Source organism: Acuticoccus sediminis, assembly GCF_003258595.1.
GTDB lineage: Bacteria > Pseudomonadota > Alphaproteobacteria > Rhizobiales > Amorphaceae > Acuticoccus > Acuticoccus sediminis.
This window is the reverse complement of sequence record NZ_QHHQ01000001.1, coordinates 1,617,670-1,643,271: the sequence shown is the minus strand read 5'-3', so window position 1 is coordinate 1,643,271 and position 25,602 is coordinate 1,617,670. Positions and strand designations below refer to the sequence as shown.

Genomic DNA, 25,602 nt, shown 5'->3' with positions numbered 1-25,602 from the left:
ATCCGAAGCGCGGACCGTCCCGCCGTCATCCCCGAGTACCGCCGGGTGCCACCGTCGCACCCTGCGCCCGTCCTCGGGACGGACGGATCGCGGCCGCCTGAAACGGCCCGACCCGCCACACCGTCCTCATCTCAGCACCGCGATCCGGAAGGAACGCGTAACGCACCGGCAGCGGCCCAATCACACCGGCCGGGCGCGCCGAGACGAAGGCGGCAGCGCCGCATCACTTCGGACGCTTGGCGCCGTACTTCGAACGCCGCTGCTTGCGGTTCTTCACGCCCTGGGTGTCGAGGACACCGCGCAGGATGTGGTAGCGCACACCCGGAAGGTCCTTCACGCGCCCGCCGCGGATCATCACCACGGAGTGCTCCTGAAGGTTATGGCCCTCGCCGGGGATGTAGCCGATGACCTCATAACCGTTGGTCAGGCGGACCTTGGCCACCTTACGCAGCGCCGAGTTCGGCTTCTTCGGAGTCGTCGTGTAGACGCGTGTGCACACACCCCGCTTCTGCGGGTTGGCCTCCATGGCCGGAACCTTGTTGCGCTTTACAGGCGCGACACGCGGCTTGCGGATCAACTGGTTGATCGTCGGCATCAAACCTCTCACGCGGCCACGGGCCGCAAACTTACCGGCATCTGCCGGACGAACACCCCGGCGAACCGCCGGACCTCAAAAACGGTGCACCACCCAAAAAAGCGGTGACACCAACGGGCAAACGCGCCGCTACAGCCCCCCGGTCCGGAAGACAGGCGCGACGCGAAAACAAGAGCGGAGCGAGCGATCTGCCCGCTCAGACTCGAGACGGGATACCGGTGCAGCGGTTCGAGCACGAAAATGCCCGCGCTCGACGGCCTGCCGTTCGGTCGGCGTGACATAAAGACAGACTCGCCGGCCGTCAAGCCTCGCGCGAGGGGATAGGGCCGCCGAACGGCATCGCAAGAGGGAGCACAGCGCGCGTTTCGCCCCCGTCGATCGCGATCAATTGCGCCCCCACCACCCGTTGCCGTAGAAGCCATGCACCCCAGAGAGACCGATGTAGCCTCATGTCGCGTGCCAATATCGCCCAACTCATCCTGGCCGCTCCGGCCGTCCTGACGGCCGAAAAGTCCTTCCGGCGGAATCCCGTCATCGGCTCGCACCGCCTCAACGAGGCCGGCCTGCACCGCCGCCGCGTGGCCATCGCCGCCAGGCTGGCCGAGCGCCGGCGGTCCGCCCTCGCCGGGCGCATCGACGCCGACGAGCGGGCCCGGTTCGACCGCGACGGCTTCGTCATCCGCGAGAACGCCCTCCCCGAGCCGCTCCTCGAGCGCGTGCGCGAGGAGCTCGCCACCCGCCCCCTCCCCGCCTGGGAGATGCGGCAGGGCCAGACCATCAACCGTGTCCTGCCCCTGCCGCTCGACGGATCGGCCCTCTCCGAGCTCGCCGGCTTCGTGCGCCGGCCGGACGTGCGCAACCTGATCGGCTACGCCGCGGGCCGCTCCGGCAACGTGGCGACGATGCTCCAGACCATCGTCGTCGACCCGCAGTCCGGCGAGGCGGACCCGCAGGCCAACCTCCACGCCGACACCTTCCACCCGACGGCGAAGTTCTGGCTCTTCCTGCACGACGTCGGCGCCGACGACGGGCCCTTCGCCTACGTTCCCGGCTCGCACCGCCTGACGCCCGAGCGCCTAGCCTGGGAGGACGCCGAGGCCCGCAGCGCGACGCAGAGCGACAACCCGCATCACGCCGCCGGCTCCTTCCGCCTCACCGAGGAGGATCTCGGCGCGCTCGGCTACGGCCAGTTGCAGCGCTTCCCCGTGAAGGGCAACACCCTCGTCGTCGCCGACACCTACGGCTTCCACCGGCGCGTGGAGAGCCTGCGTCCGACGATCCGCACCTCGCTCTACGGCATCGCCCGCCGCAACCCGTTCCACCCGTGGAACGGCCTCGACATCCGCGACCTGCCGTTCGTGCGCGACCGGGGCATGAGGATCCACCTCGCAATGGAGGACCGCCGGGCCAGGAAGGGCAGGAAGGTCGTCTATCAGAACGTCGGCACGATCCTCGCCGGCGCCGAACAGCAGCTCTGACGCGCGGAGGGACCGGTCGCGCCGGCGCTCGCGGCCGGACGGCCGGCCCGCGTGCCGGCCCGCGTCCGATCCGGCGGGGGGTGTCCTAGCGGCCCGACAGGGCGAGGGCCGAGCCGAAGGCGACGAAGAGCGCGCCGGTCGCCGCGTCGACGCCCCGCCGGGCCGAGCGGTAGGCGCTCGCCACCCGGTGATGCGTCAGCGATACCACGAGGATGGTGTACCACGTCGCGGAGATCGCCAGCATGACCGCGACCGCCGCGAGGCCCTGCCACCAGGCCGGGTCCGGCGGCATCGCCGCGGCGAAGAGGCTGGCGACGAACGCAGCCGTCTTTGGATTGGCGAGGTTGGTGCCGAGCGCCAGTCGGAACGCCCAGCGCGGCCCGCGCACGGCATCCAGCTCGTTGAGCGACGGGTCGACCGGGCGCCGCGCCTTGCGGATAAGCTTGATGCCGAGCCAGGCGATGTAGATGCCGCCGACGACCTTCAGCGCCGTGTAGGCGAGCGGCGCCGCCGTGAAGAGCGCCGTGATGCCGAGCCACCCGGCGACGCCCCAGACAGCGGTGCCGACCAGCGTCCCGGCGACGGCGGCCACCGCGGTGCGCCGCGACCCGCCGATCGAGCAGCGCACGGCGACGAGAAAGTTCGGCCCCGGCGTCACCGCCGCCACGGCCCAGATCAACGCAACGGTGACGAGAAACATCGGGGTGCCTCCGGACGGCGAGTCCATTATCACCCGCCGCCCCGGGCACCAAGCGGCGGAGTGAGGGCTAGGCGGCGATAATGTTGTGGTCCGGCCCGTAGGGGAAGCCGGTGATGTTCTCGGCCCCGCCCTCGGTCACGACCAGGATGTCGTGCTCGCGGTAGCCGCCGGCGCCGGGCGTTCCCTCCGGCACCCACAGCATCGGTTCCATCGAGACCACCATGCCCGGCGCGAGGACGGTCTCGATGTCCTCCCGCAGCTCCAGCCCCGCCTCGCGTCCGTAGTAGTGGCTGAGGACGCCGAAGGAGTGCCCGTAGCCGAAGGAGCGGTACCGCAGCAGCCCCTCGCCCGCGAGGAACCGGTTCAGCTCCGCGCAGATTGCCGCGCACGACACGCCCGGCCGGATGAGCGACAGGCCGAGCTCGTGGGTCGCGACGTTCGCCCGCCAGAGCGCCAGCGACGCCGCGTCCGGCTCGCCGAGGAAGAGCGTGCGCTCGAGCGCGGTGTAGTAGCCGGAGACCATCGGGAAGGCGTTGAGGCTGAGGATGTCGCCCTCCCGGAGCGCGCGGGTCGTCACCGGGTTGTGCGCCCCGTCGGTGTTCGGACCGGACTGGAACCAGCACCACGTGTCCCGCAGCTCGCTGCCGGGATGGGCCCGCGCGATCTCCAGCTCCATCGCGTCCCGCCCGGCCATCGCGACGTCGATCTCGCGCGTGCCGACCTGCACCGCGTCCCGCATCGCGGCCCCGCCGAGGTCGGCGATCCGCGCGCCGTCGCGGATCAGCGCGATCTACTCGGCCGACTTGACGAGCCGGGCCGCCATCGTGCGCGATGCGATGTCCACGAGGCCGGCCGGACCGGTCGCCGCCGCCAGCGCATCGCGCCCCGCGAGCGTCAGGTGGTCCCCCTCGACGCCGATCCGCGCGGCGCCGCCGGCCAGCCCCGCGACGGTCCGCCAGAAGTTGTCGCGCTGCCAGTCGGTGTAGATGACGTTGTCGCAGTGGGACCGGCGCCAGGGCTGCCCGGCGTCGATGTTCGGCGTCACCGTGGTCGCGGCGTCCGGCGTCACCACGCAGCCGAACGGCCGCCCGAAGCTGCAGTACAGGAACCCCGTATAGTAGGCGATGTTGTGCATCGAGGTGAAGACGACGGCGGCGACATCCGCCTCCGCCATGATGCGCCGCAGCGCCGCCATCCGCCGCTGGTACTCGTCCGGCGAGAAGGGCAGCGCGACGCGCTCGCCGTTGTGACAGGTGAAGTTCCGTGGACGATCGGAGAGATCGGTCATCGTCGCATCCTAGACTTTGGCCAGGGTCGAACGATGCCGCCCTGCCGTTCATCCGGGCGTACAGGACGGTCAGGGTCATCGCGGATGACCGCGCGAGGGCCTTCCCCGCGACGCCATCGCGGACCCGGGCGCAACCGACGGCGTATCCCAAGCGCCGCTACCGATCAATCCTCCAGCTTATGCGGCGCCAGCCCGTCATAAGCGTCAGTTAAAAATGCAATTTTTCCCTCGCCGTTCGCTTCGAGTGTGCTTTAAACGCGCCGAAACCAAGCTCGCCGACCGTCGTCGGACGCGGCATTCGGAGAATTTGAGTCCTTGCACCTTCGCCAGCTCGAAGCATTCCGTCTGACCGTCGAGAAAGGGTCCATCACCCGGGCGGCCGAATCCATGGGCCTTTCCCAGCCGGCCGTGACGAAACTCGTCGCCGCACTGGAGGCGGACCTCGGCTTCGCCCTGTTCGAGCGGACCGCCAACGGCGTGACCCCCACCCCGGAAGGCGTCGCGTACCATACGGAACTCGAGCGAGCGCTCATCGGCCTCGCGCGGCTCGAAGAGGCCGCCCGCGAAATTCGTGGCCTAAAGCGGGGGCACGTGCGCATCGGCTGCCTTCCCGCCGTCGCCACCTCGTATGCGCCGGAGGTCATCTGCCGCATCAAGGAGCGGCACCCCGGCATGCGGGTCTGCCTCGACGTGCACACCTCCCAGCGCGTCGCCGACCTCACCGCCGCCGGGGCGCTGGACATCGGCCTCGCGCACCTGCCGAACCCGCGCAACGACATCGAGATCCTCGCCACCTATGGCGCCGACTGCGTCGTCGTCATGCCGCCGGACCACCCCCTGACGGCGCTCCCGGCGATCAGCCCGGCGGACCTTGCCGGCGTCCCGATGGTGGCGCTCAGCCAGCACACGGTGACGGCCTCGCTGCTCGATGCCGTGTTTACGGAGGCCGATGTCCCCCGCACCATCGCGGTCGAATGCCAGCCGAGCTATGCCGCGTGCGCGCTCGTCATCCGCCGGGCGGGCGTTGCCATCGTCGACCCGTTCTCGCCGGCACTTTTCGGCCCGGGCGTCCTCGCCGTGCGCCCCTTCAAGCCCAACGCCCGCTTCACCTTCCGCCTCATCCGTCCGGTCGGCGTCCCACACTCCCATGCCGCTCAGGCAGCCACCGACGCCTTCCTCGAAATGGCACACCAAAACCCGCTTCTTCACTGCGAGACGTTCTGATCCCGACGCCTGCGAAACCAGGGTCGCGACTCATTTTCCAATTTACATTTCAACATCTTATTCAATCATCGGAAGATCGTTCAGGGTGCCATAACCTGGACATTCCCTTTCGTTATTGCCCCCAAAGGCTTATGAATTTGACGGCTTGGAATGCCACTCGTTAAACTTTATACTTAAACTTTGCTTATGGGGGTTCGTCTTATGGCGCACCGCAAGCCGACCGGCTCGTTCGTCGCACTCGTCACGCCCATGAACGCCGATGGCGCCATCGACTTCGAGGGGTTCCGCTCGCTCCTCGAGTGGCACCACGAAAACGGCACGTCCGCGGTCCTCATCATGGGATCGACCGGCGAAGTGTCGATGCTGACGCCGGACGAGCGTCGCCGGATCATCACCGAAACGGTGAGGATGCGCCCCGGCTCGATGCAGATGTACTACGGTTGCACGGGCGCCAACACCGAGCAGACCGTCGCCAACGTCCGCTATGCCGCCGCCGAAGGCGCGGACGGCGCCATCTTCGCCGCGCCCGCCTACATCTGCGCCGACAACGCCGACATCCGCGAGTATGCCCGCGAAGTTCTCGACAGCGCCGACCTCGCGATGGGCTTCTACAACAACCCGCCGCGAGTGAAGACCGACCTCCACTGGTCCGACATCCTTTCCCTCGCCGACCACCCGAACATGGTCGTCCTCAAGGAGAGCACGACGCGCGTCGGCCAGGTCGCCCAGGTCTGCGCTGCCGCGCCGGACATGTCCGTCATGTGCTGCTGCTCGCCGAACCTCGGCCTCGTCATCCCCACCATGGCGCTCGGCGGCCACGGCACGGCCAACATGACGGGCAACCTCATCCCGCGCGAGATGGCCGTGATCTCGACGCCGTGGACGAGCGGCGAGGACGCCTTCGCCTGCCGCAAGGCCTACCTCGAGAACCTGCCGATCCTCCATTTCGCCTATTCCGCGATCAACCCGGTCGCGGTGAAGACGCTGATGCGCGCGCTGGGACTGCCCTCCGGGCCGCTGCGCAAGCCGCTCCGGCCGCTCGCGCCCGACGCGCTCAAGGTCGGCCTCGACGCGATCCAGGCACTCGGCCTCGATCGTGCATACGGCTTCAACCTCCGCCCGGCGATCGCGGCGGAGTAGACGGCGCGCAATATGGTCGGACGGTGTAGCGAGTGGCAGAGGTGACCATAGAACGGTCCGTCGTCATCACGGGCGCCGCGAGCGGGATCGGTGCGGCGACGGCCCGGCGGCTGGCCGCCCGCGGAACCGCGCTCCTCCTCACCACCCGCGGCAACTCGGACGGCCTCGCCGACACGGTCTCCGCCGCGCGCGAGGCGGGGGCGGCGGTCGCCGAGGTGATGGGCGACCTCACCGAGCCCGGCTTCCCCGAGCACCTGATCCGCACCGCGCGCGACACCTTCGGCCGCGTCGACCAGATCGTCTCCAACGCCGGCAAGGCGGAGAAGTCCACCTTCTCCGCCCTCGACCCCAGCGACGTCATGCGCGGCGTCACCATCAACACCCTGCCCTTCGTCGCGCTCGCGAACGCGGCACGCGCCGACCTCGAGGCATCGCCCGTCGGCCGCGTGGTCGCGGTGAGCTCGTTCGTCGCCAACGATTTCGGAATCAACGGAACGATCTTTCCCAGCACAGCAGCCGGCAAGGCCGCATTGGAGGCGCTGATGAAGGCCCTCGCCTACGAACTTGCTCCGACTGGCGTCACAGTAAACTGCGTGGCTCCGGGATTTACCCGCAAACGCGGCGGCCATGCCGCCCTCGGCGCCGACGCCTGGGTCGCGGCCGCCAGGGCGACGCCGTCCGGCCGCATCGCCGAGCCGGAGGACATCGCCGCAGCGATCGCGTTTTTCCTGAGCCGCGAGGCCGGCCATGTGACCGGGCAGGTCCTGAGGGTCGACGGCGGGCTCTCGCTGCTATGAAGTGCCAGGCCGAGCGGCCCGCGCTCCGCACCGAACGCATCCCCTCCCCGCGCGGCGGCACGCTCGCGGTGGACATCATCGGCGCCGGCCCGCCACTCCTCTTCGTGCACGGGATCAGCGGGCGCCGCACCCAGTGGCGCAATATCGCCAGCCTCCTCGCACACCGCGCGACGGTGATCGCGCCGGACCTTGCCTGCTACGGCGCGAGCACCGTCCCGCCCGTGGCCGACTTCGCCGACTTCGCCATCGACATCGCCGCCCTCGTCGAGGCGCTGGAGCTCGGTCCCGTGGTGGCGTTCGGCCACTCCATGGGCGGCCGGGTGGTGCTGGAGACGGTGGCGCGAGACGCCGGCCTCTTCCGCGCGCTCGTCCTCTCCGCCACCGAGCCGGCCTTCCTCGCCCACATGTCGATGGCCGAGCGCTACGAGGCGATCGCGCGGCGCCTCGCCATGTTCGACGGCGATCATGTCTCCGCCGTCGAGGCGCGGATGGTCTCCGAGATGATCATCCCGCCCCATCACCGCGACGCCAGGCGCGCGTTCATCGAGGACATCACCGCCCTACACGCCGACGGCTATTACACGGCGCTGACGGCATCCGCGGGGATGGACCAGACCGCGCTGCTCGGCACGCTGACGATGCCGGTGACGACCTTCGCCGGCGCCCTCGACCCGGTGTGCCCGCCGCAGGCCGCGCAGGCGGTGGCGGCCGCCATCAGCCAGGGACCCGCCACGATCCTCGCCGACGTCGGCCACATGCCCCACCTCGAAGTCCCCGAGCGCGTGACCGCGATCGTCGCGGCTCTCCTCGACCGGCTCGAAGACCCGCGCGTGGGCGGCCGCGTCCCGGCCCCCATGTCCCAGGAAGCGCGGCCATGACCGACCTTGCAGCCCTTTCCGCCGCGGAGATGACCTCCGGCTACGCGAGCGGCGACTTCACCCCGCTCGACGTGCTCGAGGCGGTCGAGGCGCGTGCCCACGCCATGCAGCCGAGGCTGAACCCGTTCTGCCGGTTCGATCCGGAGGGCGCGCGCACCGCCGCCGTCGCCTCGCTGCAGCGCTGGCGCGCCGGCCGTCCGTACGGCGCCCTCGACGGCGTGCCCGTCAGCGTCAAGGACATGATCCTGACCGCCGGGATGGCGACCCTCAAGGGTTCCAAGACCGTCGACCCGGCCGGCCCGTGGACCGAGGATGCCCCCTCCGTCGCGCGCCTCAGGGGCGCCGGCGCGGTCATCTTCGGCAAGACCACGACGACCGAGTTCGGCGGCAGCCCGTTCTCCACGAGCCCCCTCACCGGGCCGACCAATAACGCCTGGAACGCGGCCTATGGCAACTGCGGCTCGTCGATGGGCGCAGCCGCGCAGATCGCCGGCGGCGCGGGCCCGCTGGCGCTCGCCAACGACGCGGCCGGGTCGATCCGCATGCCGGCGAGCTTCGGCGGCTGCTTCGGCATCAAGCCGACCTACGGTCTCGTCGCCAACTATCCGCCGAGCGCGGCCGGCAACCTCGGCCACGTCGGCCCGATGAGCTGGACGGTGGCGGACGCCGCCGCGATGCTCTCCGTCATCGCCGGCCCGGATCCGCGCGATCCCGACGCCCTGCCGCCGCAGTTCGCCGCGCTCATCGACGAGCCGATCGCCAGCGTGCGGGGCCTGCGCATCGCCTATTCCCGCGGCCTCGGCATCCGCGACCCGGAGGCGGAGGTCGCCGCCGCCGTCGACGCCGCCGCCATCGTCTTCGAGGAACTAGGTGCCACCGTGGAGGAGGTCGATCCGGACCTCTCGGGCCTCTTCGCGGCGTACGACGTGCTGCGGATCTGCAACCGCGCCGCCGGCATCCTCGTCCTTCCGGCGGAGGAGCGCGCCAAGCTCGACCCGGTGGTCGCCCGCGTCGCCGAGATGGCCGAGCGCTTCACCGTCTCCGACTATGTCAACGCCATCGCCGAGCGGCAGCGGCTGAAGCGCGTCATGCTGGAGTTCCACAGCCGCTACGACATCCTGCTGACGCCGACGATGGCGGTCCTGCCTCACCGCCAGGGGATCCAGCAGGCGCCCGGCGACATGCACTGGTACGAGATGAACGGCGAGGTCTGGGCCCCCTACACCTTCGCCTTCAACATGACGCAGCAGCCCGCGGCGAACGTCGTCTGCGGCCTCACCGGCCCGGACTCGCGCGAGGCGCCGGGCCTTCCGATCGGCCTGCAGATCGTCGCCGCCCCGTTCCAGGATGCGCTGGTGCTGAACGCGGCCGCCGCGTTCGAGGCCGCCCGCCCCGTGAGGCGACCGGTCTTCGCGGAGGTCGCTGCGTGACGCGGATCGCGGTTCTCGGCCTCGAACACGAAACCAACACCTTTCTCCCCGGACGGACCACCTTCGAAGACTTCCTCGCCCCCGGCGGCTGGCCAAGACTGTCGCGCGGCGAGGAGGTGTTCGGCGCGCTGAAGGGATCGGGCGTCGCCGCCGCCGGCGCGATCACCGCAGCGGCGGGGCGCGACGGCGTCGAGCTGGTCCCGATCCTGTGGACCATCGCGCTCCCCGGCGCCACGGTCGCCGAAGACGCCTTCGCCCGCCTCACCGCCGAGATCACCGGGCGTCTCGCCGCCGCCCACGCCGAGGCGCCGCTCGACGCGGTCTTCGCCGAGATGCACGGCGCCATGGTCACCGAGGAGAACGACCACGCCGAGGAGGCGCTGGCGCTGGCGATCCGGCGCGTCATCGGGCCCGACGTGCCGCTCGCCGTCGCCCTCGACCTCCACGGCAACATCTCCGACGGGTTCGTCGACGCCGTCACGCTGATCGAGGCCTACCGGACCTATCCACACGTCGACATGCGGGAGACCGGCGCCCGGGCCATGCGCCGGCTGCTCGCGCTCCTCGACGGCGGGCCGGCGCCGGCGAAGGCCGTGGCGCGCCCGCCGTTCCAGATCGCGCTCACCTGGCAGTGCACGCTGTTCGGGCCCGGCAGGGAAGCCGTCGACGAGGCCGAGGCGATGATGGACGCCGACCCGGCGCTCTCCGTCGCCACCTTCTTCGGCTTTCCCCTCGCCGACATCCCGGGCGCCGGCCCCACCCTCGTCGCCCAGCACCCCGACCCGGATGCGGCCCGCACTGCAGCGGCAAGGCTCGACGCGCTGTGGCTCGCGCTCGAGCCGCGCTTCGACGGCCCCCTCCCCGACGCCGCCGAAGCGGTCGCCGCGGCCATGCGCACCGCAGCCGGGCCGGGCCACGGACCCGTCGTCATCGCCGATACCCAGGACAATCCCGGCGGAGGCGGCCCGGGCGACACGACCGGCCTCCTCGCGGCGCTCCTCGCCGCCGACGCCCCCGCGCTGCTGGTCCACATCGCCGACGCGGCGGCCGCGACGGCCGCGCACGAGGCGGGTGTCGGCGCTGTCATCGACGTCCCGCTGGGCGGCCGGACGCTTCAGGGGACGGGCGCGCCCATCGACGGCCCGTGGACCGTCCTGTCCCTCGGCGACGGATCATTCGTCGGCGAGGGGCCGATGTACGGCGGCAACGCCATCGCTCTCGGCCCCGTCGCCTGCCTCGCGCGCGGCAACGTTCGGGTCATCGTGGCGCCCAAGCGCATGCAGGCCTCCGAGCCCGCCCTGCCGAAACACCTCGGACAGGACCCGTTCGCGGCCGAGATCCTCGTCGTGAAGAGCTCCGTGCACTTCCGCGGCGCCTACCAGGACGCGGCCCGGGAGGTGATCGTCGCCCGCGCGCCGGGACCGGTCACCGCCGACCTCGCCGACCTGCCGGCCCGCCGCCAGCTCCGGCGCGCCGCGGGCCGTGCGCCCGTCCCCGACGCCGCACCGGCAGCCACCACACCCACCCCGTAGCCCCACCCCACGACGGAGGACCGACAGTGAAAGTTCACGCATCCATAGCCCTGGCGGCGCTGCTTCTTGGCACGGCCGCGCCGGCGCTCGCAGGGCCCGATGACAACTCCCTCACCATCGGTCTGGGCGAGGAGCTGCCCGGCTTCGACGGCTACACCTCCACCTCGCGCGACGGCGTGGTGATGACGCGCCACCTCTACGACATGCTGATCTGGCGCAATCCGGCGAACTTCGAGTACGAGCCGCTGCTCGCCACCTCATGGAAGCGCGTCGACGACAAGACCTGGGAGTTCGCCCTGCGCCAGGGCGTGACCTTCCACGACGGCTCGCCCTTCTCCGCCGAGGACGTCGTCGCCACCCTCACCTACTGGTCGAACGCAGACAACGGCGCCCGCTCGCAGTCGTCCGTCTCCTGGATCGACAAGGTCGAGGCGGTCGACGACATGACGGTCCGCATCGTCTCCAAGGAGCCGTTCCCGGCGGCGCTGGAGTTCGTCGCCGGCTCACTCCCCATCTACCCGTCGGACTACTTCGAGGAGGTGGGTGCCGAGGAGTTCAACAAGAAGCCCGTCGGCACCGGCCCCTACAAGCTGGACAGCGCGTCCGGCGGCACAACGACGCTGGCGAGGAACGAGGCCTACTTCGAAAGCCCGAAGGCTCCGTCCATCGACAAGCTGATCATCCGCACCATCCCGGATGACGCGACCCGCATCGCCGAGCTCCTCGGCGGCGGCATCGAGTGGACGTGGAACGTCCCGGCCGACCAGGTGGCCCAGATCGGGTCCGTTCCCGGCCGCACCGCCGTCCTCGGCTCGACGATGCGCATCGCCTTCATCGGCCTCGACGCGGCCGGCCGCACCGGCGAGGGCAACCCGCTCACGAACGTGAAGGTGCGCCAGGCGATCAACCACGCGATCGACAAGAAGACCATCGTCGAGAACCTCGTCGGCGGCGACGGCGAGGTCATCGACGTTCCGTGCTACCCGATGCAGCTGGGCTGCGACGTGTCCGCGGCGGTCGTCTACGACTACGACCCGGAGAAGGCCAAGGCGCTCCTCGCCGAAGCCGGTTTCGGCGACGGTCTCCAGGTCTCGATGACCTCCTACCGCGACCGCGCCCGCGCCGAGGCGGTGCAGGCCTACCTCGCCGCCGTCGGCATTACCGCCAACCTCGAGATGCTGCAGGCCCGCGCGTCCTTCTCCGGCTGGCGCGAGGGCAAGACCGAGGTGTGGTACGGTGACTGGGGCTCGTTCTCGATCGCCGACGCCTCGGCGTCGCTCGGCAACTTCTTCGACGGCTCCTCCAACGACGGCTTCCGCGACGAGGAGGTGATGGCGCTGGTGGCCGAGGCTTCGACCTCCGTCGACGAGGCCGTGCGTAAGGAAAATTACGCCAAGGCGATCCAAATGATCACCGAAAAGGCGTACATGGTCCCGATGCACACCGTGACGATGGGCTATGCCTTCGATTCGGAACTGAAATTCACCCCGAATGTGGACGAGTTGCCGCGCTTCTTCCTCGCCTCCTGGTGATCGACGACGGCCCTTCGGCACCCTAAATCCGGCCCGTCCCGATACCGTCGGGGCGGGCCGTTTCGAAAGCCAGGCTATGCTTCGCTTCCTTCTGCGCCGTCTGATCGTCGCGGTGGCCGTGGCTCTCACGGTCTCGGTCATCACGTTCGTGCTGTCGCACGTCGCGGTGGATCCTGCGCTCGCCGTCGCGCCTGACAGCGCGACCGACGCCGATATCGCCGCGATCCGCGAGCGCTACGGCTTCGACCGCCCGCTGCCGGTGCAGTACCTCGACTATCTCGGCGACATCGTGACCCTCGACCTCGGCCAGTCCTACCTCACCGGCGAGCCGGTCGCGGCGATGATCGCCGAGCGCGTGCCGACGACGGCGCTGCTGGCGTTCCTGTCGATCCTGTTCGCCCTCGCCCTCGCCATTCCGCTCGGCGTGCTGGCGGCGGTCTTCCCCAACACCGTGATCGACCGCGTCTGCCTGATGCTCGCCGTGGTCGGTCAGGCGATCCCGAACTTCTGGGCCGGGCTGCTGCTCATCATCGTCTTCGGCGTCCAGCTCAAATGGCTGCCGATCTCGGGCTCCGACTCGCTCGCCCACTTCGTCATGCCGACGATCGCGCTCGGCACCTTCGCGATGCCCGCCCTGATGCGCCTCACCCGCGCCGGCATGCTCGACGTCCTCGCCTCGGACTACATCCGCACCGCGCGCGCCATGGGGCTCGCCTCGCCGGCGATCCTGTTCCGCTGGGGGCTCTCCAACGCGCTCCTGCCGGTGATCTCGCTGACCGCGGTGCAGTTCGGCTTCATGCTGGGCGGCTCGATCATCATCGAGTCGGTGTTCGCCATCCACGGCGTCGGTTACCTCGCCTGGCAGTCCTTCTCCCGCTCGGACATGCCGGTGATCCAGGCCATCGTGCTCCTGGTCTCCCTCGCCTACATCGTCCTCACCCTGCTCGCGGACCTCATCAACGCGTGGATGGATCCGCGGATCCGGAGCGCGGCATGACCGACGCCGCCGTCGAGGAGCCGAGCGCCAGCGCCCAGCGACTGCGCTCGCTGTTCTCCCAGAAGAGCTTCGTGATCGGCGGGACGGTGGTCCTCGTCATCGCCGTCGCCGCGATCCTCGCGCCGTGGCTGACGCAGTACGGCCCGGCCCAGCCGGACATTGCCAACCGCCTCAAGCCGCCGTTCTGGGATCCGGGCTCGGTTCCCACGCACCTCCTGGGCACCGACCAGATCGGGCGCGACTACCTCACCCGCCTCCTCTACGGGGCGCGGATCTCGCTCGTGATCGGCCTCGTCGCCGTTGCGATCTCGGCGACCATCGGCATCACGCTCGGCCTCGTCGCCGGCTACTTCGGCGGCCGGGTCGACGCCGTCATCGGCTTCGTCATCACGACGCGACTGTCGATGCCGATCGTCCTGATCGCCCTCGCGGTAGTCGCCATCGCGGGCGGCTCGCTGCTGACGGTGACGCTCGTCATCGGCCTCCTCATCTGGGACCAGTTCGCCGTCGTCACGCGGACGGCGACGCAACAGGCGCGCTCGGCCGACTATGTGCGCGCGGCCGAGGCGATGGGCTGTTCGCTCGCCCACATCCTGGCGCGCGAGATCCTGCCCAACATCCTCCCTGCGGTGATCGTCGTCGCGACGGTCGAGCTCGCCAACGCGATCCTTCTGGAGGCGGCGCTGTCCTTCCTCGGCCTCGGGGTGCAGGCGCCGCTGCCGTCGTGGGGGCTGATGCTCTCGGAAGGCAAAAACTACATGTTCTTCGACCCTTGGCTCATCACGCTGCCGGGGCTCTGCCTCTTCACCCTCACCATGGCCATCAACCTGATGGGCGACGGCCTGCGGGACGGGCTGCGCGGAGGGCGGCGATGAGGGTCCTCAACATCGAAGGCCTCACCGTCACGCTGCCGACCGGGGCCGGTCCGCTGTCGGCGGTGCGCGGCGTCTCGCTCAACGTACGGCGCGGCGAGACGCTCGGGATCGTCGGCGAGTCCGGGTGCGGCAAGTCCATGACCGCGCTGTCGCTCCTCGGCCTCACGCCGCCCGGCGCCAAGGTCTCGATGACGAACTACCAGTTCGAGGGGTCGGACGTGCTGGCCGGCGGGCCGCGCGGCATCAAGGGGCTGCGCGGCGCGCGGATCGGCATGATCTTCCAGGAGCCGATGACAGCGCTGAACCCGGTGTTTCCGATCGGCTCGCAGCTCACCGCGGTCTACCGCCGCCACAAGGGCGGCACGCGGGCGGCCGCGCGCGAGCGGGCGGTGGCGCTGCTGGAGCGCGTCGGCATCTCCAACGCTGCGGCGCGCCTGTCGCAGTTCCCGCACCAGCTGTCGGGCGGGCTGCGCCAGCGCGTGATGATCGCCATGGCGCTGATGTGCAACCCGGCGCTGATCGTCGCCGACGAGCCGACGACGGCGCTCGACGTCACCATCCAGACACAGATCCTGCGGCTGCTGCAGGACGTCAAGCAGGAGTTCGGCACCGGCCTCATCCTCATCACCCACGACCTCGGCGTCGTCTCCCACGTCGCCGACAAGATCGCGGTGATGTACGCCGGCCAGATCGTCGAGGCGGGGGAGACGGCGGAGATCCTGTCGCGGCCGCGCCACCCCTACACCAGCGGCCTCCTCGGCAGCCTCCCGAACCCGGACCGGGCCGACCCGGAGAGCCCGCTCGCCACCATCCCGGGCAGGGTGCCCTCGCTGATCCGCCCGCCCGAGGCCTGCGTCTTCGCCGACCGCTGCCCGCGCGCGCTCCCGCGCTGCACCGCCGCCGCGCCGACCCTGCGCCCCGACGGTCCGGGGCGGGAGGTGCGCTGCGTCAATCCCGAGCCGCTGGGGTGGTTCGCGTGAGCCCGCCGGACCGGCCCCCGGCGGTCCTCGAGGCGCGCGGTGTCGTCAAGCAGTACGGCGTCACCGCCGGCCTCTTCTCGGCCCCGCGCACGCTGACCGCGCTCGACGGCGTCGGCATCTCGATCGAGAAAGGAAGCGCGGTCGGCCTCGTCGGCGAGAGCGGGTCTGGAAAGTCCACCCTGGCGCGGCTGCTGCTCGGGGTGGAAGCCCCATCGGGCGGCGAGATCCTGTTCGACGGCGCCCCGCTCGGAACGCTCGGCCGGCGCGCAGTGGCGCGGCGGGTGCAACCGGTCTTCCAGGACCCGTTCGGCTCCCTCAACCCCGCCCACAGCATTGCCGAGATCGTCGGACTGCCGCTCGCGGTGCACCGGATCGGCGACCGGCATTCGCGGCGGGCGCGCGTCGCCGAGCTCCTCGACCAGGTCGGCCTGCCGCAGCGGGTCGCCTCGGCCCGCCCGCGCGAGCTCTCCGGCGGGCAGCGCCAGCGCGTCGCCATCGCCCGGGCGCTGGCGATCCGGCCCGACGTCCTCATCTGCGACGAGCCGACATCGGCGCTCGACGTCTCGGTGCAGGCGCAGATCCTCAACCTCCTCGCCGACCTGCGCCGGGAGACCGGCGTCGCGATGCTCCTCATCAGCCACGACCTCGCCGTGGTGCAGCACCTGTGCGAGCGCGTCGCGATCCTCTACCTCGGCCGCATCGTCGAGGAGGGGCCGGCCGGTGCGGTCCTGAAGGACCCGCGGCACCCCTACGCCCTGGCCCTCGCGCGCTCGGTCCTCACGGTGGGCGGCGGGACGGGGCTCCCGGACCTCGGCCTTGGCACGCAATGGCCGAACCCGCTCGACATTCCCTCCGGCTGCCGGTTTCGCCCGCGCTGCCCGCGCGCCATCCCCGAATGCGCCGGGACCGACCCCGCCCTGCGCACCGTGGCGGGGAGCGGGGCGTCCGGCACGCACCGCAGCGCCGCCTGCATCCGCGTCGAGGCCGAGCCGGCGTGAACCGGACGCCGGATCCCCGGCCCGGTGCGCGCCGGGCGGCGGGGCGGGCTTCGGCGGCGCTCTGCCTTGCGGAGCAATGACTTGCCTCGCCGCGACTTCCGCCGCATGACGACCGTCACATGACCCAAGAGGTAATCCTCACCGCCGACCTCGGCGCCGGCTCGCTGCGTGCCGCCGCCATCGGCCTCGATGGCGCGACGCACGCCATCGCCCGCCGCGAGCTCACCCTCGCCGAGCCCTCGCCCGGATGGGCCGAGGCGGACCCGGACCTGTGGTGGCACGCCCTCGCCGAGACGATGGCCGAGGTGCTGGAGGCGGACGTCGCCCCTCGCGCCATCGCCATCACCGCCATGACGCGATCGCAGGTGTTCCTCGACGCGGGCGGCCGGTCGCTTCGCCCCGCGATCATCTGGCGCGACACCCGCGCGGCGGCGATCGCCGCCGAATGTGCCCGGTGGCTGCCCATCGACAATCCCGCCACCGCGGTCAATGCGTTCCACACCGTGGCGCGCATCGCCTGGCTCCACGCGCACGAGCCCGCGACCTTCGAGGCGCTCGCCGCCGTGCTGGAGCCGAAGGACGCGCTCAACCTGCGCCTCACCGGGGTCATCGCCGCCGACGGCGTGACCGCCGCGCGGTTCGACGACCTTGTCCCCACTCCGGACGCGCCGGACTGGCTCGCCCGCGCGCTCGCCCTCGTCGACCTGCCCCGCCGCATGCCGTGGGAGGCGGTCGGCACCGTCACCGCCACCGGGGCGCCGTTCGACCGCCTCGCCGGCCTCCCCGTCTTCGGCGGCGCGATGGACACGTGGGCGGGCGCGGTCGGCGCCGGTGCCGTCGAGCCGGGCCTCGCCTACGACGTGTGCGGCACCTCCGAGGCGGTGGGGCTCGTCACCGCCCGCGCGGCCCGCGTCCCCGGCCTCGTTCCCATGCCCTGGTCGGAGGACGCCTTCCAGCTCGGCGGACCGACGCAGGCGGGTGGCGACGCCGCGCGCTGGGCATTCGACATGCTGCGCCTCCCCGGCACCCTCGCCGAGGCGGTGGACGCCGCCGGACGCCTCGGCCCGAGCGAATCACTGCCGATGTTCGTCCCCTACCTCGCCGGCGAGCGGGCGCCGGTGTGGCGTCCGGACGTGCGCGGCGTCCTCGCCGGACTGTCGCGCGCGCACGGGCCGGCGGAGGCGATGTTCGCCGTCATCGAAGGCGTCGCCGGCGCGGTCGAGGATATCGTGCGCACCGCCGAGGCGGCCGGCACCACGGCCCGCGCGGTCACCGTCTGCGGCGGCGGCGCGCTCAGCGACGCCTGGTGCCAGATCAAGGCCGACGTTCTGGGCCTCCCGGTGATCCGCCCCCGCGAGGTGGAGACGGGGCTCGTCGGCTCGGCCGCGGCCGCGGCGGTCGGCCTCGGGGTTTACGCCACGCTCGCAGAGGCCGCCCGGGCCATGAACGCCCCGGAGCGGACGTTCGCGCCGCGCCCGGAATTCGCCGCCGTCTTCGCCGAACGCCGCGCCGCCAGAGCCGCGCTGAAGTCGTTTGCACTTTCCGGCATGGTCGGCGAATGATCGTCCCGTTTTTCGTCCCGAGTTCGCTGCCGCTATGACCGACCGCCCCGCCACCGAGGATGCCGCCGAGACGCGTCCCGCCGCATCGCCCCTCACCGGCGCCCGGGCGAGAGCGCTCGTCGCCGCCTACGGCACCGCGGTCGGCGGCCTCCTCGTGTTCCTCGTCTTCGCCCTCGCGGCGGACAACTTCCTGACCGTCGGCAACCAGTTCACGATCCTGCGGCAGGTGAGCTTCCTGGTGGTCTTCTCCGTCGGCTTCACCTTCGCGCTCACGACGTCGGAGCTCGACCTCTCCTTCGCCGCGGTCGCGTCGCTCGCCGGCGTCGTCTGCGGCGGCCTCGTCCACCACGGCTACCCGTGGCCGCTCGCGGTCGTGGCGGCGCTCGCCATCGGCGGCGTCTTCGGTCTCGCCAACGGACTGTTCGTGACGCGCGCGAAGATCCCATCGCTGATCGCCACCCTCGCGACCGCGTCCATCGCCACCGGCACGGCGTTCGCGCTCACCGAGGGCGTTGCCTGGGTCGGGCGGTGGGACAAGAGCTTCCTGTGGCTCGGCCGCGGCCACGTCGGCGGCGTCCCGGTGCTCGTAGTCTGGATGGTCGTCATCGCCCTCGCCGCGTTCTTCGTGATGCGCCAGACGCGCTTCGGCGTCTGGCTGACGGCGACCGGGCAGGCGGACGAGGCGGCGCGTCTCGCCGGCATCCCGATCCGCTCGATGAAAGTGTGGGGCCTCGCGCTCTCCGGCCTGTTCGCGGGGCTCGGCGCGGTGCTCCTGACAGCGTCGCTGTCCTCCGCCGGCCCGACCAGCGCGGACGACTTCCTGATGAAGGGGATCGCCGCGGTGCTCCTCGGCATGACGATGTTCGAGCCGGGCCGGCCGAACGTTCCCGGCACCGTCGTCGGCGCACTCGTCATCGGCGTCCTCTCCAACGGCCTGGTGCTGCTCGGCGCCGCCTACTACGTGCAGGAGATCGTGCTCGGCCTGATCATCCTCGCCTCCGTCGCCCTGTCCGCCTCCGTCCTCACCAAAGCGGCATTCACCGTCTGACCCCGGGAGATCCTCCGATGCGCCTTCGTTTCCTCATCGCCGCGGCCACGATGGCCCTCGCCGCCACCCCGGCGGCGGCCGTCGACCTCGGCATCGTGGCCTTCCAGATGTCGTCCGACACGCACGCGCGCGTCGCCAACGCCGCCAAGGCCGCGGCCGAGGAGCTCGGCTGGAATGTGACGCTCCTCAACTCCGCCGGCGCCATGCCCGAGCACGCCGCGCAGATCGAGAACCTCATCCAGGCCGACGTCGACGCGATCATCATCGCGATGGGCAAGCCGGTGGAGACGGACGCGCAGCTCGCCGAGGCGAAGGAAGCGGGCATCCCGGTGATCACGGTCGCCTCCGGCGGCAGCCAGCAGACGCTGTTCGACGTGCAGGCCAACGAGTACCAGGTCGGCGCACTGATGGCGCTCTACCTGATGGGCCAGCTCGGCTACGAGGGGAACATCCTGGAGGAGCGGTTCGAGGGCAACGTCGCGACCCGCATCCGTGGCCGCATCCTCGACGCGGTGCTTGCCGAGAACCAGGCGGTGACGGTCGCCGGCACGCACTCCATGGCGCGCACGGCGAGCTGGCGCGAGGACGTGCGCTCCGGCATGGAGGCGCTCCTGCTGCAGAACCAGGGCAACATCGACGGCATCTGGGCCTCGTTCGACGGCCAGGCCTTCATCATCGACGACATCCTCGCCCAGCAGGGCCTGTCGAAGGGCGACGTCGTGCTCGTCTCGGCCGACGGCGGCACCGAGGCCTATGAGCGCATCGCCGACCAGTCGAGCCTGCTGATGGCGACCGTCACCGTCCCGTTCGAGGAGATGGGCGCGATCGCGGTCGACAGCGTCAAGCGCATCCTCGACGGAGAGGACCCGTCCGACATCACGTCGGGCCCGTACTATCTCATCGACCCGGTGCTGGTCGATCAGTCCAACGTGTCGGAGTACATCACCGAGTGACCGACGGGACGCCGATCCTCGCCCTCGACGGCATCGGGAAGCGCTACGGCGCGGTGGAGGCGCTGTCCGGCGTCTCCTTCGCGGTCCGGGAGGGGGAGACGCTGGCGATCTGCGGTGACAACGGCGCCGGCAAGTCGACCCTGATCCGCATCATCTCGGGCGCGCAGCCGCCGTCGTTCGGGACGATCCGCCTCGCCGGGCAGGAGGTGACGTTCGCCTCCCCTGCGGACGCGCTCTCCCAGGGTGTCGCAACGATCTACCAGGACCTCGCGCTGGCGCCGACGATGACGATCGCGCAGAACGTCTTCCTCGGCTCGGAGATCACGCGGCAGGTGCTGCCGGGCCTCCGGATGCTGGACAAGCGGCGGATGCGGACGGAGGCGGCCGAGCATCTCTCGCGCCTGCGCCTCGCCGTTCCGGACATGAACCGGCACGTGTCGGACCTCTCCGGCGGCCAGCGCCAGGCGGTGGCGATCGCCCGGGCGCTGCGGTGGAAGGCGCGCATCGTCATCATGGACGAGCCGACCGCCGCGCTCGGCGTCCGCGAGACCCGGCTGGTCCTTTCCCTCATCAAGGAGATCGCGGCGCAGGGCATCACCGTGATCCTCATCAGCCACAACATGGCCGACGTCGTCGAGGTGGCGCAGCGTGCGCTGGTGTTGAAGTCCGGCCGCCTCGTGCGCGACACGTCGCTCGAGGGGTGGACCGCGGACGACCTCTCCCACCTCATCATGAGCCACGAGGCCGCCTAGGCCCCGCGGCTGCGCAGCCCCGCCGTCGCCGGGCGCAGCATGACGCGGCCCGGAGCCCGGTGGCGGGGCGGGCGCCGCTACGTCGCCGCCTGGAGCTCCGGCGCCGGGAGCGCCGCCGGGTCCGTGTTCGGCGGCAGGTCCGTGCCGAGGTAGGTCGTCTGCGCCGGGATCGCGAAGGCCGAGCCGTTCTCGCGTACGATGTCCATCACCTTGAGCAGCAGCTCCTCCTGGATGCGCAGGAAGGTGCCCCAGTCGGCGCTCAGCACGTAGGTCCAGATCTCGACGTCCAGCGAGTACGAGCCGAATCCGCGGAAGACCACGCGCACCGTCTCCGACTTCACCCTTTCGTCGGCGCGCAGCATCTCCGCGATCGACCCGACGATCGCGCGGAGCTGCTCGGGCGAGGTCTCGTAGCGCAACCCGATCATGGTGTTCATGAGGTTGGAGTCACGCCGCGTGAAGTTGGTGATCGACATCTGCGAGAAGTCCGCGTTCTGCACCGTCACCAGCGTGCGGTCGAGGCCGCGGATCTTGGTCGAGCGCAGGCCGATGGTCTCCACCGTTCCCAGCATGTCGCCGAACTTGCAGAAGTCGCCGACCTTCACCGGCCGGTCGGCGTAGAGGATGATGCCGCCGATGAAGTTCTCGAGCGTCGGCCGGACCGCGAGCGCGATCGCGAGACCGCCGACACCGAGACCGGCGATGACGCCGTAGAGCGGCAGGCCGACGCGCGTCGCCCCCAGGAACACGATGTAGCCGGCCACCGCGATGCCGAGCACCCGCATCGACAGCCGGATGAGGCTCGCGTCGAGGCTCTCCGACTTGATCCGCGGGGTCGAGATGATCGTCGCCGCGAACACGTTGAAGGCGAAGATGGTGGCGACCGCGAGCGTCAGCGCCTGAAGGCTCTCGACCACTAGCTCGGTGATCGCCAGGAACTGGCCGGTGACGTTGATGTAGTCGTCGATGACATGCTCGTAGAGGGACAGCACGAGGATGACGAAGACCGGCAGCATCAGCCGGTGCGCCGACCGTTTCACGGCACTCAGGGACTGAGAGCGTCGTGCCTCCAGCCGCACCGCGGCGACGACGATCGCGATCGCGATCAGCGTCGCCAGAGCCATCGCGATCCACTGCCACACCGCCTGGTCCGCGTAGGACACGCGCAGCCATTCCGGGAAGCGTGCGATCATGTTGTGCACGAAGAGGGGCATCGCGGGGCCCGGGCCGACGATGAAATACTGGTAGTAGTCGATCCCGACGTCGGCGAGCTTCGGCGCCTCGCGCACCTGGGCGTAGAAGGCCGGCAGCCGCTGCAGCGTCTCCGCCGAGAAGAGGTAGCGCGGCTCGCCGTCCGGTGCCTCCGAGCGCACCATCCGGATCTCAGTGCCGGGGATCACCCAGCCGTTCGGCGCGGCGCCGGCATCGACCGCCGCGTCGTCCGGGATGCGCTCCAGGTCCGGCAGGGGAATGCGGTCGAGGACCTCCTCCAGCAGCAGGACGGAATTCGTCGCCACGGTGCGGCGGTTGACGGGCGGAATGGCCGACAGGTCGAAGGTCGACGCGGCCCTGCGGACGTCGTCGAACGCATCCGCCTTGAGAGCGCGGATCTTGTCGTTGTCGAACACCGCGTGCTCGTCGGCGGCCGTCTTCAGCGCCAGGCGGAGGGTGTCGGCGGCGTCCTGCACGAAGCGGCGGAAGCTCGTGAAGGTCTTCCGCGGCGAGGTCGTCGGAGCCGGCGCAAGCGGCGAGAGCAGGAGGTCGGCCTCCTCGTTCTCCTCGGGTGCGCCGGCCTCCGCCTCGGCCGTCCCGGGCGTGGAGCCGGGCGACGGGCCATCGGGGGCCGGGGTCGCCGCCGGCGTCTCTGCCTGGGGGGCAGCGGGCGCGGCGTCGCTCGCGCCCTGCTGGGCCCGGGCGGCGGGGCCGGGGGCGAGCAGCGCCATCGCCAGAAGGACCGACGCGGCGAGCCACCACCGCGACGGCCGACTGTGTCGGGTGTGTTCAACGGTCATAAGGAACGGGCTGCCTCCAATGGGTCACCTGGCAATTGGCCGAGTGCTAACCCGGTCCGGCCCGAGGCTCCACCCCAACTGCGGCATGAATTGGCCCGTCCGGGAGAACACTCCGGCGGGCCGGCCCCGTCATCGCCCCGCGGCGCGTCGCCGGTCCCCGGCGTCAGAGCGTGCCGGTGGCGCGCGTCCCGAAGTCGGGCACGCCCTTCATCACCGCGAAGAGGCCCATCATGTTGATCGCCATCGTCGCCGCCGCGAGCGCGGTGACCTCGGACACGTCATAGGCCGGCGCGACCTCGACGATGTCCATCCCGACGAACGGGACGCCGGCGAGCGCGACGAGGATACGTTCGGCCGTGTTGGTGCTCATCCCGCCGCACACCGGCGTCCCGGTGCCGGGCGCGAAGGCGGGGTCGAGGACGTCGATGTCGAAGGTGAGGTAGGATGGCCCCTCCCCGGCGATCTCGCGGATGCGCGCCGCGATCGCCGAGGGCGGGTGATCGGCGACGGCGTCGGCGTCGATGATCGTGACGCCGTGGGTCTCGTCGTTGGCGGAGCGGATGCCGACGTGGACCGAGCGAGCCGGATCGATGACCCCCTCCTCCACGCCCTGGAAGAACATCGTGCCGTGGTCGATCCGGGTGCCGTTGTCGCGCCAGGTATCGCTGTGGGAATCGAACTGGACGATGCCGAGCGGGCCGTGCCGCGCCGCATGGGCCTTCAGCACCGGGTAGGTCGTGAAGTGGTCGCCGCCGAGGCAGAAGAGCTTCGCCCCGGTGGCGATGATCTCGGCGGCCCGCGCCTCCAGCGTCGCCGGGAAGGCGGCGAGGTCGCCGATGTCGAAGGTGAGGTCCCCCGTGTCGACGACGTCGAGCGCGGCGAAGGGGTCGCCGGACCAGCGCCAGGGACCGCCCGGCCAGGCGAGCTGCGAGGACGCCGCGCGGATGGCGCGGGGTCCGAACCGGCAGCCCGGCCGGTTCGTGACCGCCTGGTCGAAGGGGATCCCCATGACGGCGACGTCCGCCCCGGCCGGATCGCGCGCATAGCGGCGGCGGAACAGGCTGGTGGCACCGGAGAACCAGTTCTCGTTGCCGATGCCGTAAGCGCCGCCGGTGAACGCGCGGTCGGTCGTGTCGGTCAATGAAGGCTCCTCGCCGGGATCAATCGGGTGCCGCTGAGGCGACGCGCATGGCGCCCATCGCGAGGGCGCCTGTCAAGCCGCGCGCGCCGCCCGTCCGTCAACAGATGTTGAACCCCGTGGACCGCCCGCCCTCGCGGTGCGAGAGCGCCGAAGCGCCCTCTCCGGGCCGGGTCGGCAGCTTCCCGGCAGCAGCGGCGAAGCGCGACTACTCGCCCGAGCGGACGGCTCCGGCGATGCTGGCGCCGTAGTAGCGCGGATTGCCCGTCACCTCGCGGCCGAGCCAGTCGGCGACCGGAAGCGGCGCGTCGGGCCGGGACAGCTCCACCTCGGCCACCACCAGCGACGGCTCCGGCGAGACGAACTCGTCCACCTCCACGTCGATCGCGCCGACCGGCACCACGTGGCGACGCTTCTCGATGGTGACGCCCGTGGCGAGTTCCATCAGCGCCCTGGCGTCGGCGAGCGGGATCTTGAACTCGATCTCCCGGCGCGCCATCGTCGTGCGCGCGCTCTTGACGGTCATCGTCGCCTGCGTGCCGTTCTTGATCCGCACGCGCACGCTCACCCGGTCGGTGTTGGCGACATAGGCCTGGCGGATCTCCATCGTCTCGCGGACGGCATCGCGCCAGGCGTCGCTCATGACGATGAACTTGCGCTCGATCTCCAAGCCGGCGTTGGGGTCGGCGTCGGCCGGATTCACGTCCGCCACCTTCGCCGGCGCGGGCCCCCGGCGCCACGCCTTCCAGAGGGTCTCGATGCGCCTCGCGACCACCTTCGGCTCGTCGGCGAAGACGCGGTCGGCAAGGCTCATGGCCTCGTCCCGCAGCCGGTCGCGATGCTCGTGCGCCAGCGCGATCACGTCTTCGGTCTGTTCGGGCGCGAGGGGCGCCTCGGACAGCGTGTCGATGAAGACCGAGAGGTCGTGCTCGTCGCCCAGCAACTCGCCGAGCGTGTTCAGCTCGTCGGCGAGGACCTTCATCGGCCCGGGCCACAGCTCACGCAGGAGCCGCACGTGGCTGTGGTGGTACTTCACGTGCTTGCGCAGCTCGTGGACGCGCTCCGGGGTCGCCTTCTTGCGTACGGCCTTCAGCGCCTCGGCAGCGTCCTGGAGCACCCGCTCGACACCCTCGGCGACGGTCTCGGCGGCCTTCCCGCCGACGTCCCAGTCCTTCACCTCGTCGAGCGCCCCGGCCATGGTGGCGCGGAACACCGCCATCCGCTCGGTGTACTGGTCCGCCTCGACGTGCGCGGCGCGACGCTCGTCCACGAGGTGCGCGCGGACGGTCGCGGTGGCGGCACGGTCGAGCCGGTCCGGGAACGCCTTGGCCAGCTTGTCGTAGGTCTCGACCAGAACGGCGGCGTCACGCACGCCGGAGAGGCCCTGCGCGGCGTCGCGGAACAGCGCGTTCCTGGCGCCGGCGCCGGAGAGGCCGGGGCGGACCAGTCGCACCAGGCCGCGCAGCTTCTTGCAGCGCTTCCTGACGCTGTGCACGGCCTCCGCCGGATCGTCGAGCGCGGCCGCCTCCTCGAGCGCGCTGGTGATCTGCGACCGCACGATGCGGCGAACGCCCTCCTCCAGCGAAGAATCGGAATGCTTGAGATGGAACGACATGGGTTTGGCCCTTTGGCTCAGGCGTACTGAATGCGCCCTTGGAGCCTAGGATTGTCACAATATTTCATCCGGCGCCAG

Annotated in this window: 23 protein-coding genes; 16 read left to right on the top strand and 7 right to left on the bottom strand. The window is 70.9% G+C overall.

What is annotated here, in order from left to right:
• Positions 1-223: 223 nt before the first annotated feature.
• Positions 224-595: a 30S ribosomal protein S12 gene (rpsL, locus tag DLJ53_RS07120; RefSeq protein ID WP_075219909.1), complete on the bottom strand. Its 372-nt coding sequence runs from the start codon at positions 593-595 to the stop codon at positions 224-226.
• 449 nt (positions 596-1,044) lie between these two features.
• Here rpsL and DLJ53_RS07115 point away from each other — a divergent pair, with 449 nt between their 5' ends.
• Complete coding sequence (locus DLJ53_RS07115; protein ID WP_111343491.1) at positions 1,045-2,073, top strand: phytanoyl-CoA dioxygenase family protein; 1,029 nt, start codon at positions 1,045-1,047, stop codon at positions 2,071-2,073.
• 85 nt (positions 2,074-2,158) lie between these two features.
• On the opposite strand, the gene DLJ53_RS07110 is transcribed toward DLJ53_RS07115, so the two are convergent.
• The 3 genes from DLJ53_RS07110 to DLJ53_RS36530 all read right to left on the bottom strand — a co-directional run bounded on the left by DLJ53_RS07110 (position 2,159) and on the right by DLJ53_RS36530 (position 4,061).
• Positions 2,159-2,773: a LysE family translocator gene (locus tag DLJ53_RS07110; protein ID WP_111343489.1), complete on the bottom strand. Its 615-nt coding sequence runs from the start codon at positions 2,771-2,773 to the stop codon at positions 2,159-2,161.
• A 67-nt stretch (positions 2,774-2,840) separates the two neighbouring features.
• Entirely contained in the window at positions 2,841-3,554 is a 714-nt protein-coding gene (locus DLJ53_RS36535; RefSeq protein WP_342353587.1) for a M24 family metallopeptidase, read from the bottom strand.
• A 9-nt stretch (positions 3,555-3,563) separates the two neighbouring features.
• Entirely contained in the window at positions 3,564-4,061 is a 498-nt protein-coding gene (locus tag DLJ53_RS36530) for an aminopeptidase P family N-terminal domain-containing protein (protein ID WP_342353584.1), read from the bottom strand.
• A 315-nt stretch (positions 4,062-4,376) separates the two neighbouring features.
• Here DLJ53_RS36530 and DLJ53_RS07100 point away from each other — a divergent pair, with 315 nt between their 5' ends.
• The 15 genes from DLJ53_RS07100 to DLJ53_RS07030 all read left to right on the top strand — a co-directional run bounded on the left by DLJ53_RS07100 (position 4,377) and on the right by DLJ53_RS07030 (position 20,759).
• Positions 4,377-5,285 carry a LysR family transcriptional regulator gene (locus DLJ53_RS07100; protein ID WP_111343487.1) on the top strand — a complete coding sequence of 303 codons (909 nt, stop codon included), beginning with the start codon at positions 4,377-4,379 and terminating at the stop codon, positions 5,283-5,285.
• 201 nt (positions 5,286-5,486) lie between these two features.
• Positions 5,487-6,425, top strand: coding sequence for a dihydrodipicolinate synthase family protein (locus DLJ53_RS07095; protein WP_111343485.1), 939 nt, complete (start codon positions 5,487-5,489; stop codon positions 6,423-6,425).
• A 41-nt stretch (positions 6,426-6,466) separates the two neighbouring features.
• On the top strand, positions 6,467-7,222 hold the full coding sequence (locus tag DLJ53_RS07090) for an SDR family NAD(P)-dependent oxidoreductase (protein ID WP_111344183.1): 756 nt from the start codon (positions 6,467-6,469) through the stop codon (positions 7,220-7,222).
• Entirely contained in the window at positions 7,219-8,100 is an 882-nt protein-coding gene (locus DLJ53_RS07085) for an alpha/beta fold hydrolase (protein ID WP_111343483.1), read from the top strand. The genes DLJ53_RS07090 and DLJ53_RS07085 overlap by 4 nt, the downstream gene beginning before the upstream one ends.
• A complete protein-coding gene (locus DLJ53_RS07080; RefSeq protein WP_111343481.1) occupies positions 8,097-9,530 on the top strand; it encodes an amidase family protein in 1,434 nt (477 codons plus the stop codon). The genes DLJ53_RS07085 and DLJ53_RS07080 overlap by 4 nt, the downstream gene beginning before the upstream one ends.
• Positions 9,527-11,062 carry a M81 family metallopeptidase gene (locus tag DLJ53_RS07075; protein ID WP_111343479.1) on the top strand — a complete coding sequence of 512 codons (1,536 nt, stop codon included), beginning with the start codon at positions 9,527-9,529 and terminating at the stop codon, positions 11,060-11,062. The genes DLJ53_RS07080 and DLJ53_RS07075 overlap by 4 nt, the downstream gene beginning before the upstream one ends.
• Before the next feature lie 26 nt (positions 11,063-11,088).
• Positions 11,089-12,594, top strand: a complete 1,506-nt coding sequence (locus DLJ53_RS07070) for an ABC transporter substrate-binding protein (protein ID WP_111343477.1) — start codon at positions 11,089-11,091, stop codon at positions 12,592-12,594.
• Positions 12,595-12,670: 76 nt separating this feature from the next.
• The gene (locus tag DLJ53_RS07065) at positions 12,671-13,591 is read left to right on the top strand and encodes an ABC transporter permease (RefSeq protein WP_111343475.1); all 921 of its coding nucleotides are present in this window, start codon (positions 12,671-12,673) and stop codon (positions 13,589-13,591) included.
• A complete protein-coding gene (locus DLJ53_RS07060) occupies positions 13,588-14,466 on the top strand; it encodes an ABC transporter permease (protein WP_111343473.1) in 879 nt (292 codons plus the stop codon). The genes DLJ53_RS07065 and DLJ53_RS07060 overlap by 4 nt, the downstream gene beginning before the upstream one ends.
• A complete protein-coding gene (locus DLJ53_RS07055) occupies positions 14,463-15,446 on the top strand; it encodes an ABC transporter ATP-binding protein (protein ID WP_111343471.1) in 984 nt (327 codons plus the stop codon). The genes DLJ53_RS07060 and DLJ53_RS07055 overlap by 4 nt, the downstream gene beginning before the upstream one ends.
• The gene (locus DLJ53_RS07050; RefSeq protein WP_111344181.1) at positions 15,443-16,444 is read left to right on the top strand and encodes an oligopeptide/dipeptide ABC transporter ATP-binding protein; all 1,002 of its coding nucleotides are present in this window, start codon (positions 15,443-15,445) and stop codon (positions 16,442-16,444) included. The genes DLJ53_RS07055 and DLJ53_RS07050 overlap by 4 nt, the downstream gene beginning before the upstream one ends.
• Positions 16,445-16,563: 119 nt before the next feature.
• Positions 16,564-18,006 (top strand): xylulokinase, encoded by a 1,443-nt coding sequence (locus tag DLJ53_RS07045; RefSeq protein ID WP_111343469.1) that lies wholly within the window; start codon positions 16,564-16,566, stop codon positions 18,004-18,006.
• Between the two features lie 34 nt (positions 18,007-18,040).
• Positions 18,041-19,054, top strand: a complete 1,014-nt coding sequence (locus tag DLJ53_RS07040; RefSeq protein ID WP_111343467.1) for an ABC transporter permease — start codon at positions 18,041-18,043, stop codon at positions 19,052-19,054.
• Between the two features lie 17 nt (positions 19,055-19,071).
• Positions 19,072-20,007 (top strand): sugar ABC transporter substrate-binding protein, encoded by a 936-nt coding sequence (locus tag DLJ53_RS07035; RefSeq protein ID WP_111343465.1) that lies wholly within the window; start codon positions 19,072-19,074, stop codon positions 20,005-20,007.
• On the top strand, positions 20,004-20,759 hold the full coding sequence (locus tag DLJ53_RS07030; RefSeq protein WP_111343463.1) for an ATP-binding cassette domain-containing protein: 756 nt from the start codon (positions 20,004-20,006) through the stop codon (positions 20,757-20,759). Before DLJ53_RS07035 ends, DLJ53_RS07030 begins: the two co-directional genes overlap by 4 nt.
• A 77-nt stretch (positions 20,760-20,836) precedes the next feature.
• Here DLJ53_RS07030 and DLJ53_RS07025 read toward each other — a convergent pair whose 3' ends face one another.
• The 3 genes from DLJ53_RS07025 to DLJ53_RS07015 form a co-directional block, all read right to left on the bottom strand.
• Positions 20,837-22,771: a mechanosensitive ion channel family protein gene (locus DLJ53_RS07025; protein ID WP_111343462.1), complete on the bottom strand. Its 1,935-nt coding sequence runs from the start codon at positions 22,769-22,771 to the stop codon at positions 20,837-20,839.
• 163 nt (positions 22,772-22,934) lie between these two features.
• Positions 22,935-23,912 (bottom strand): agmatinase, encoded by a 978-nt coding sequence (gene speB / locus DLJ53_RS07020; protein WP_162408974.1) that lies wholly within the window; start codon positions 23,910-23,912, stop codon positions 22,935-22,937.
• A 205-nt stretch (positions 23,913-24,117) separates the two neighbouring features.
• Complete coding sequence (locus tag DLJ53_RS07015; RefSeq protein ID WP_111343459.1) at positions 24,118-25,524, bottom strand: CHAD domain-containing protein; 1,407 nt, start codon at positions 25,522-25,524, stop codon at positions 24,118-24,120.
• Positions 25,525-25,602 lie beyond the last annotated feature (78 nt).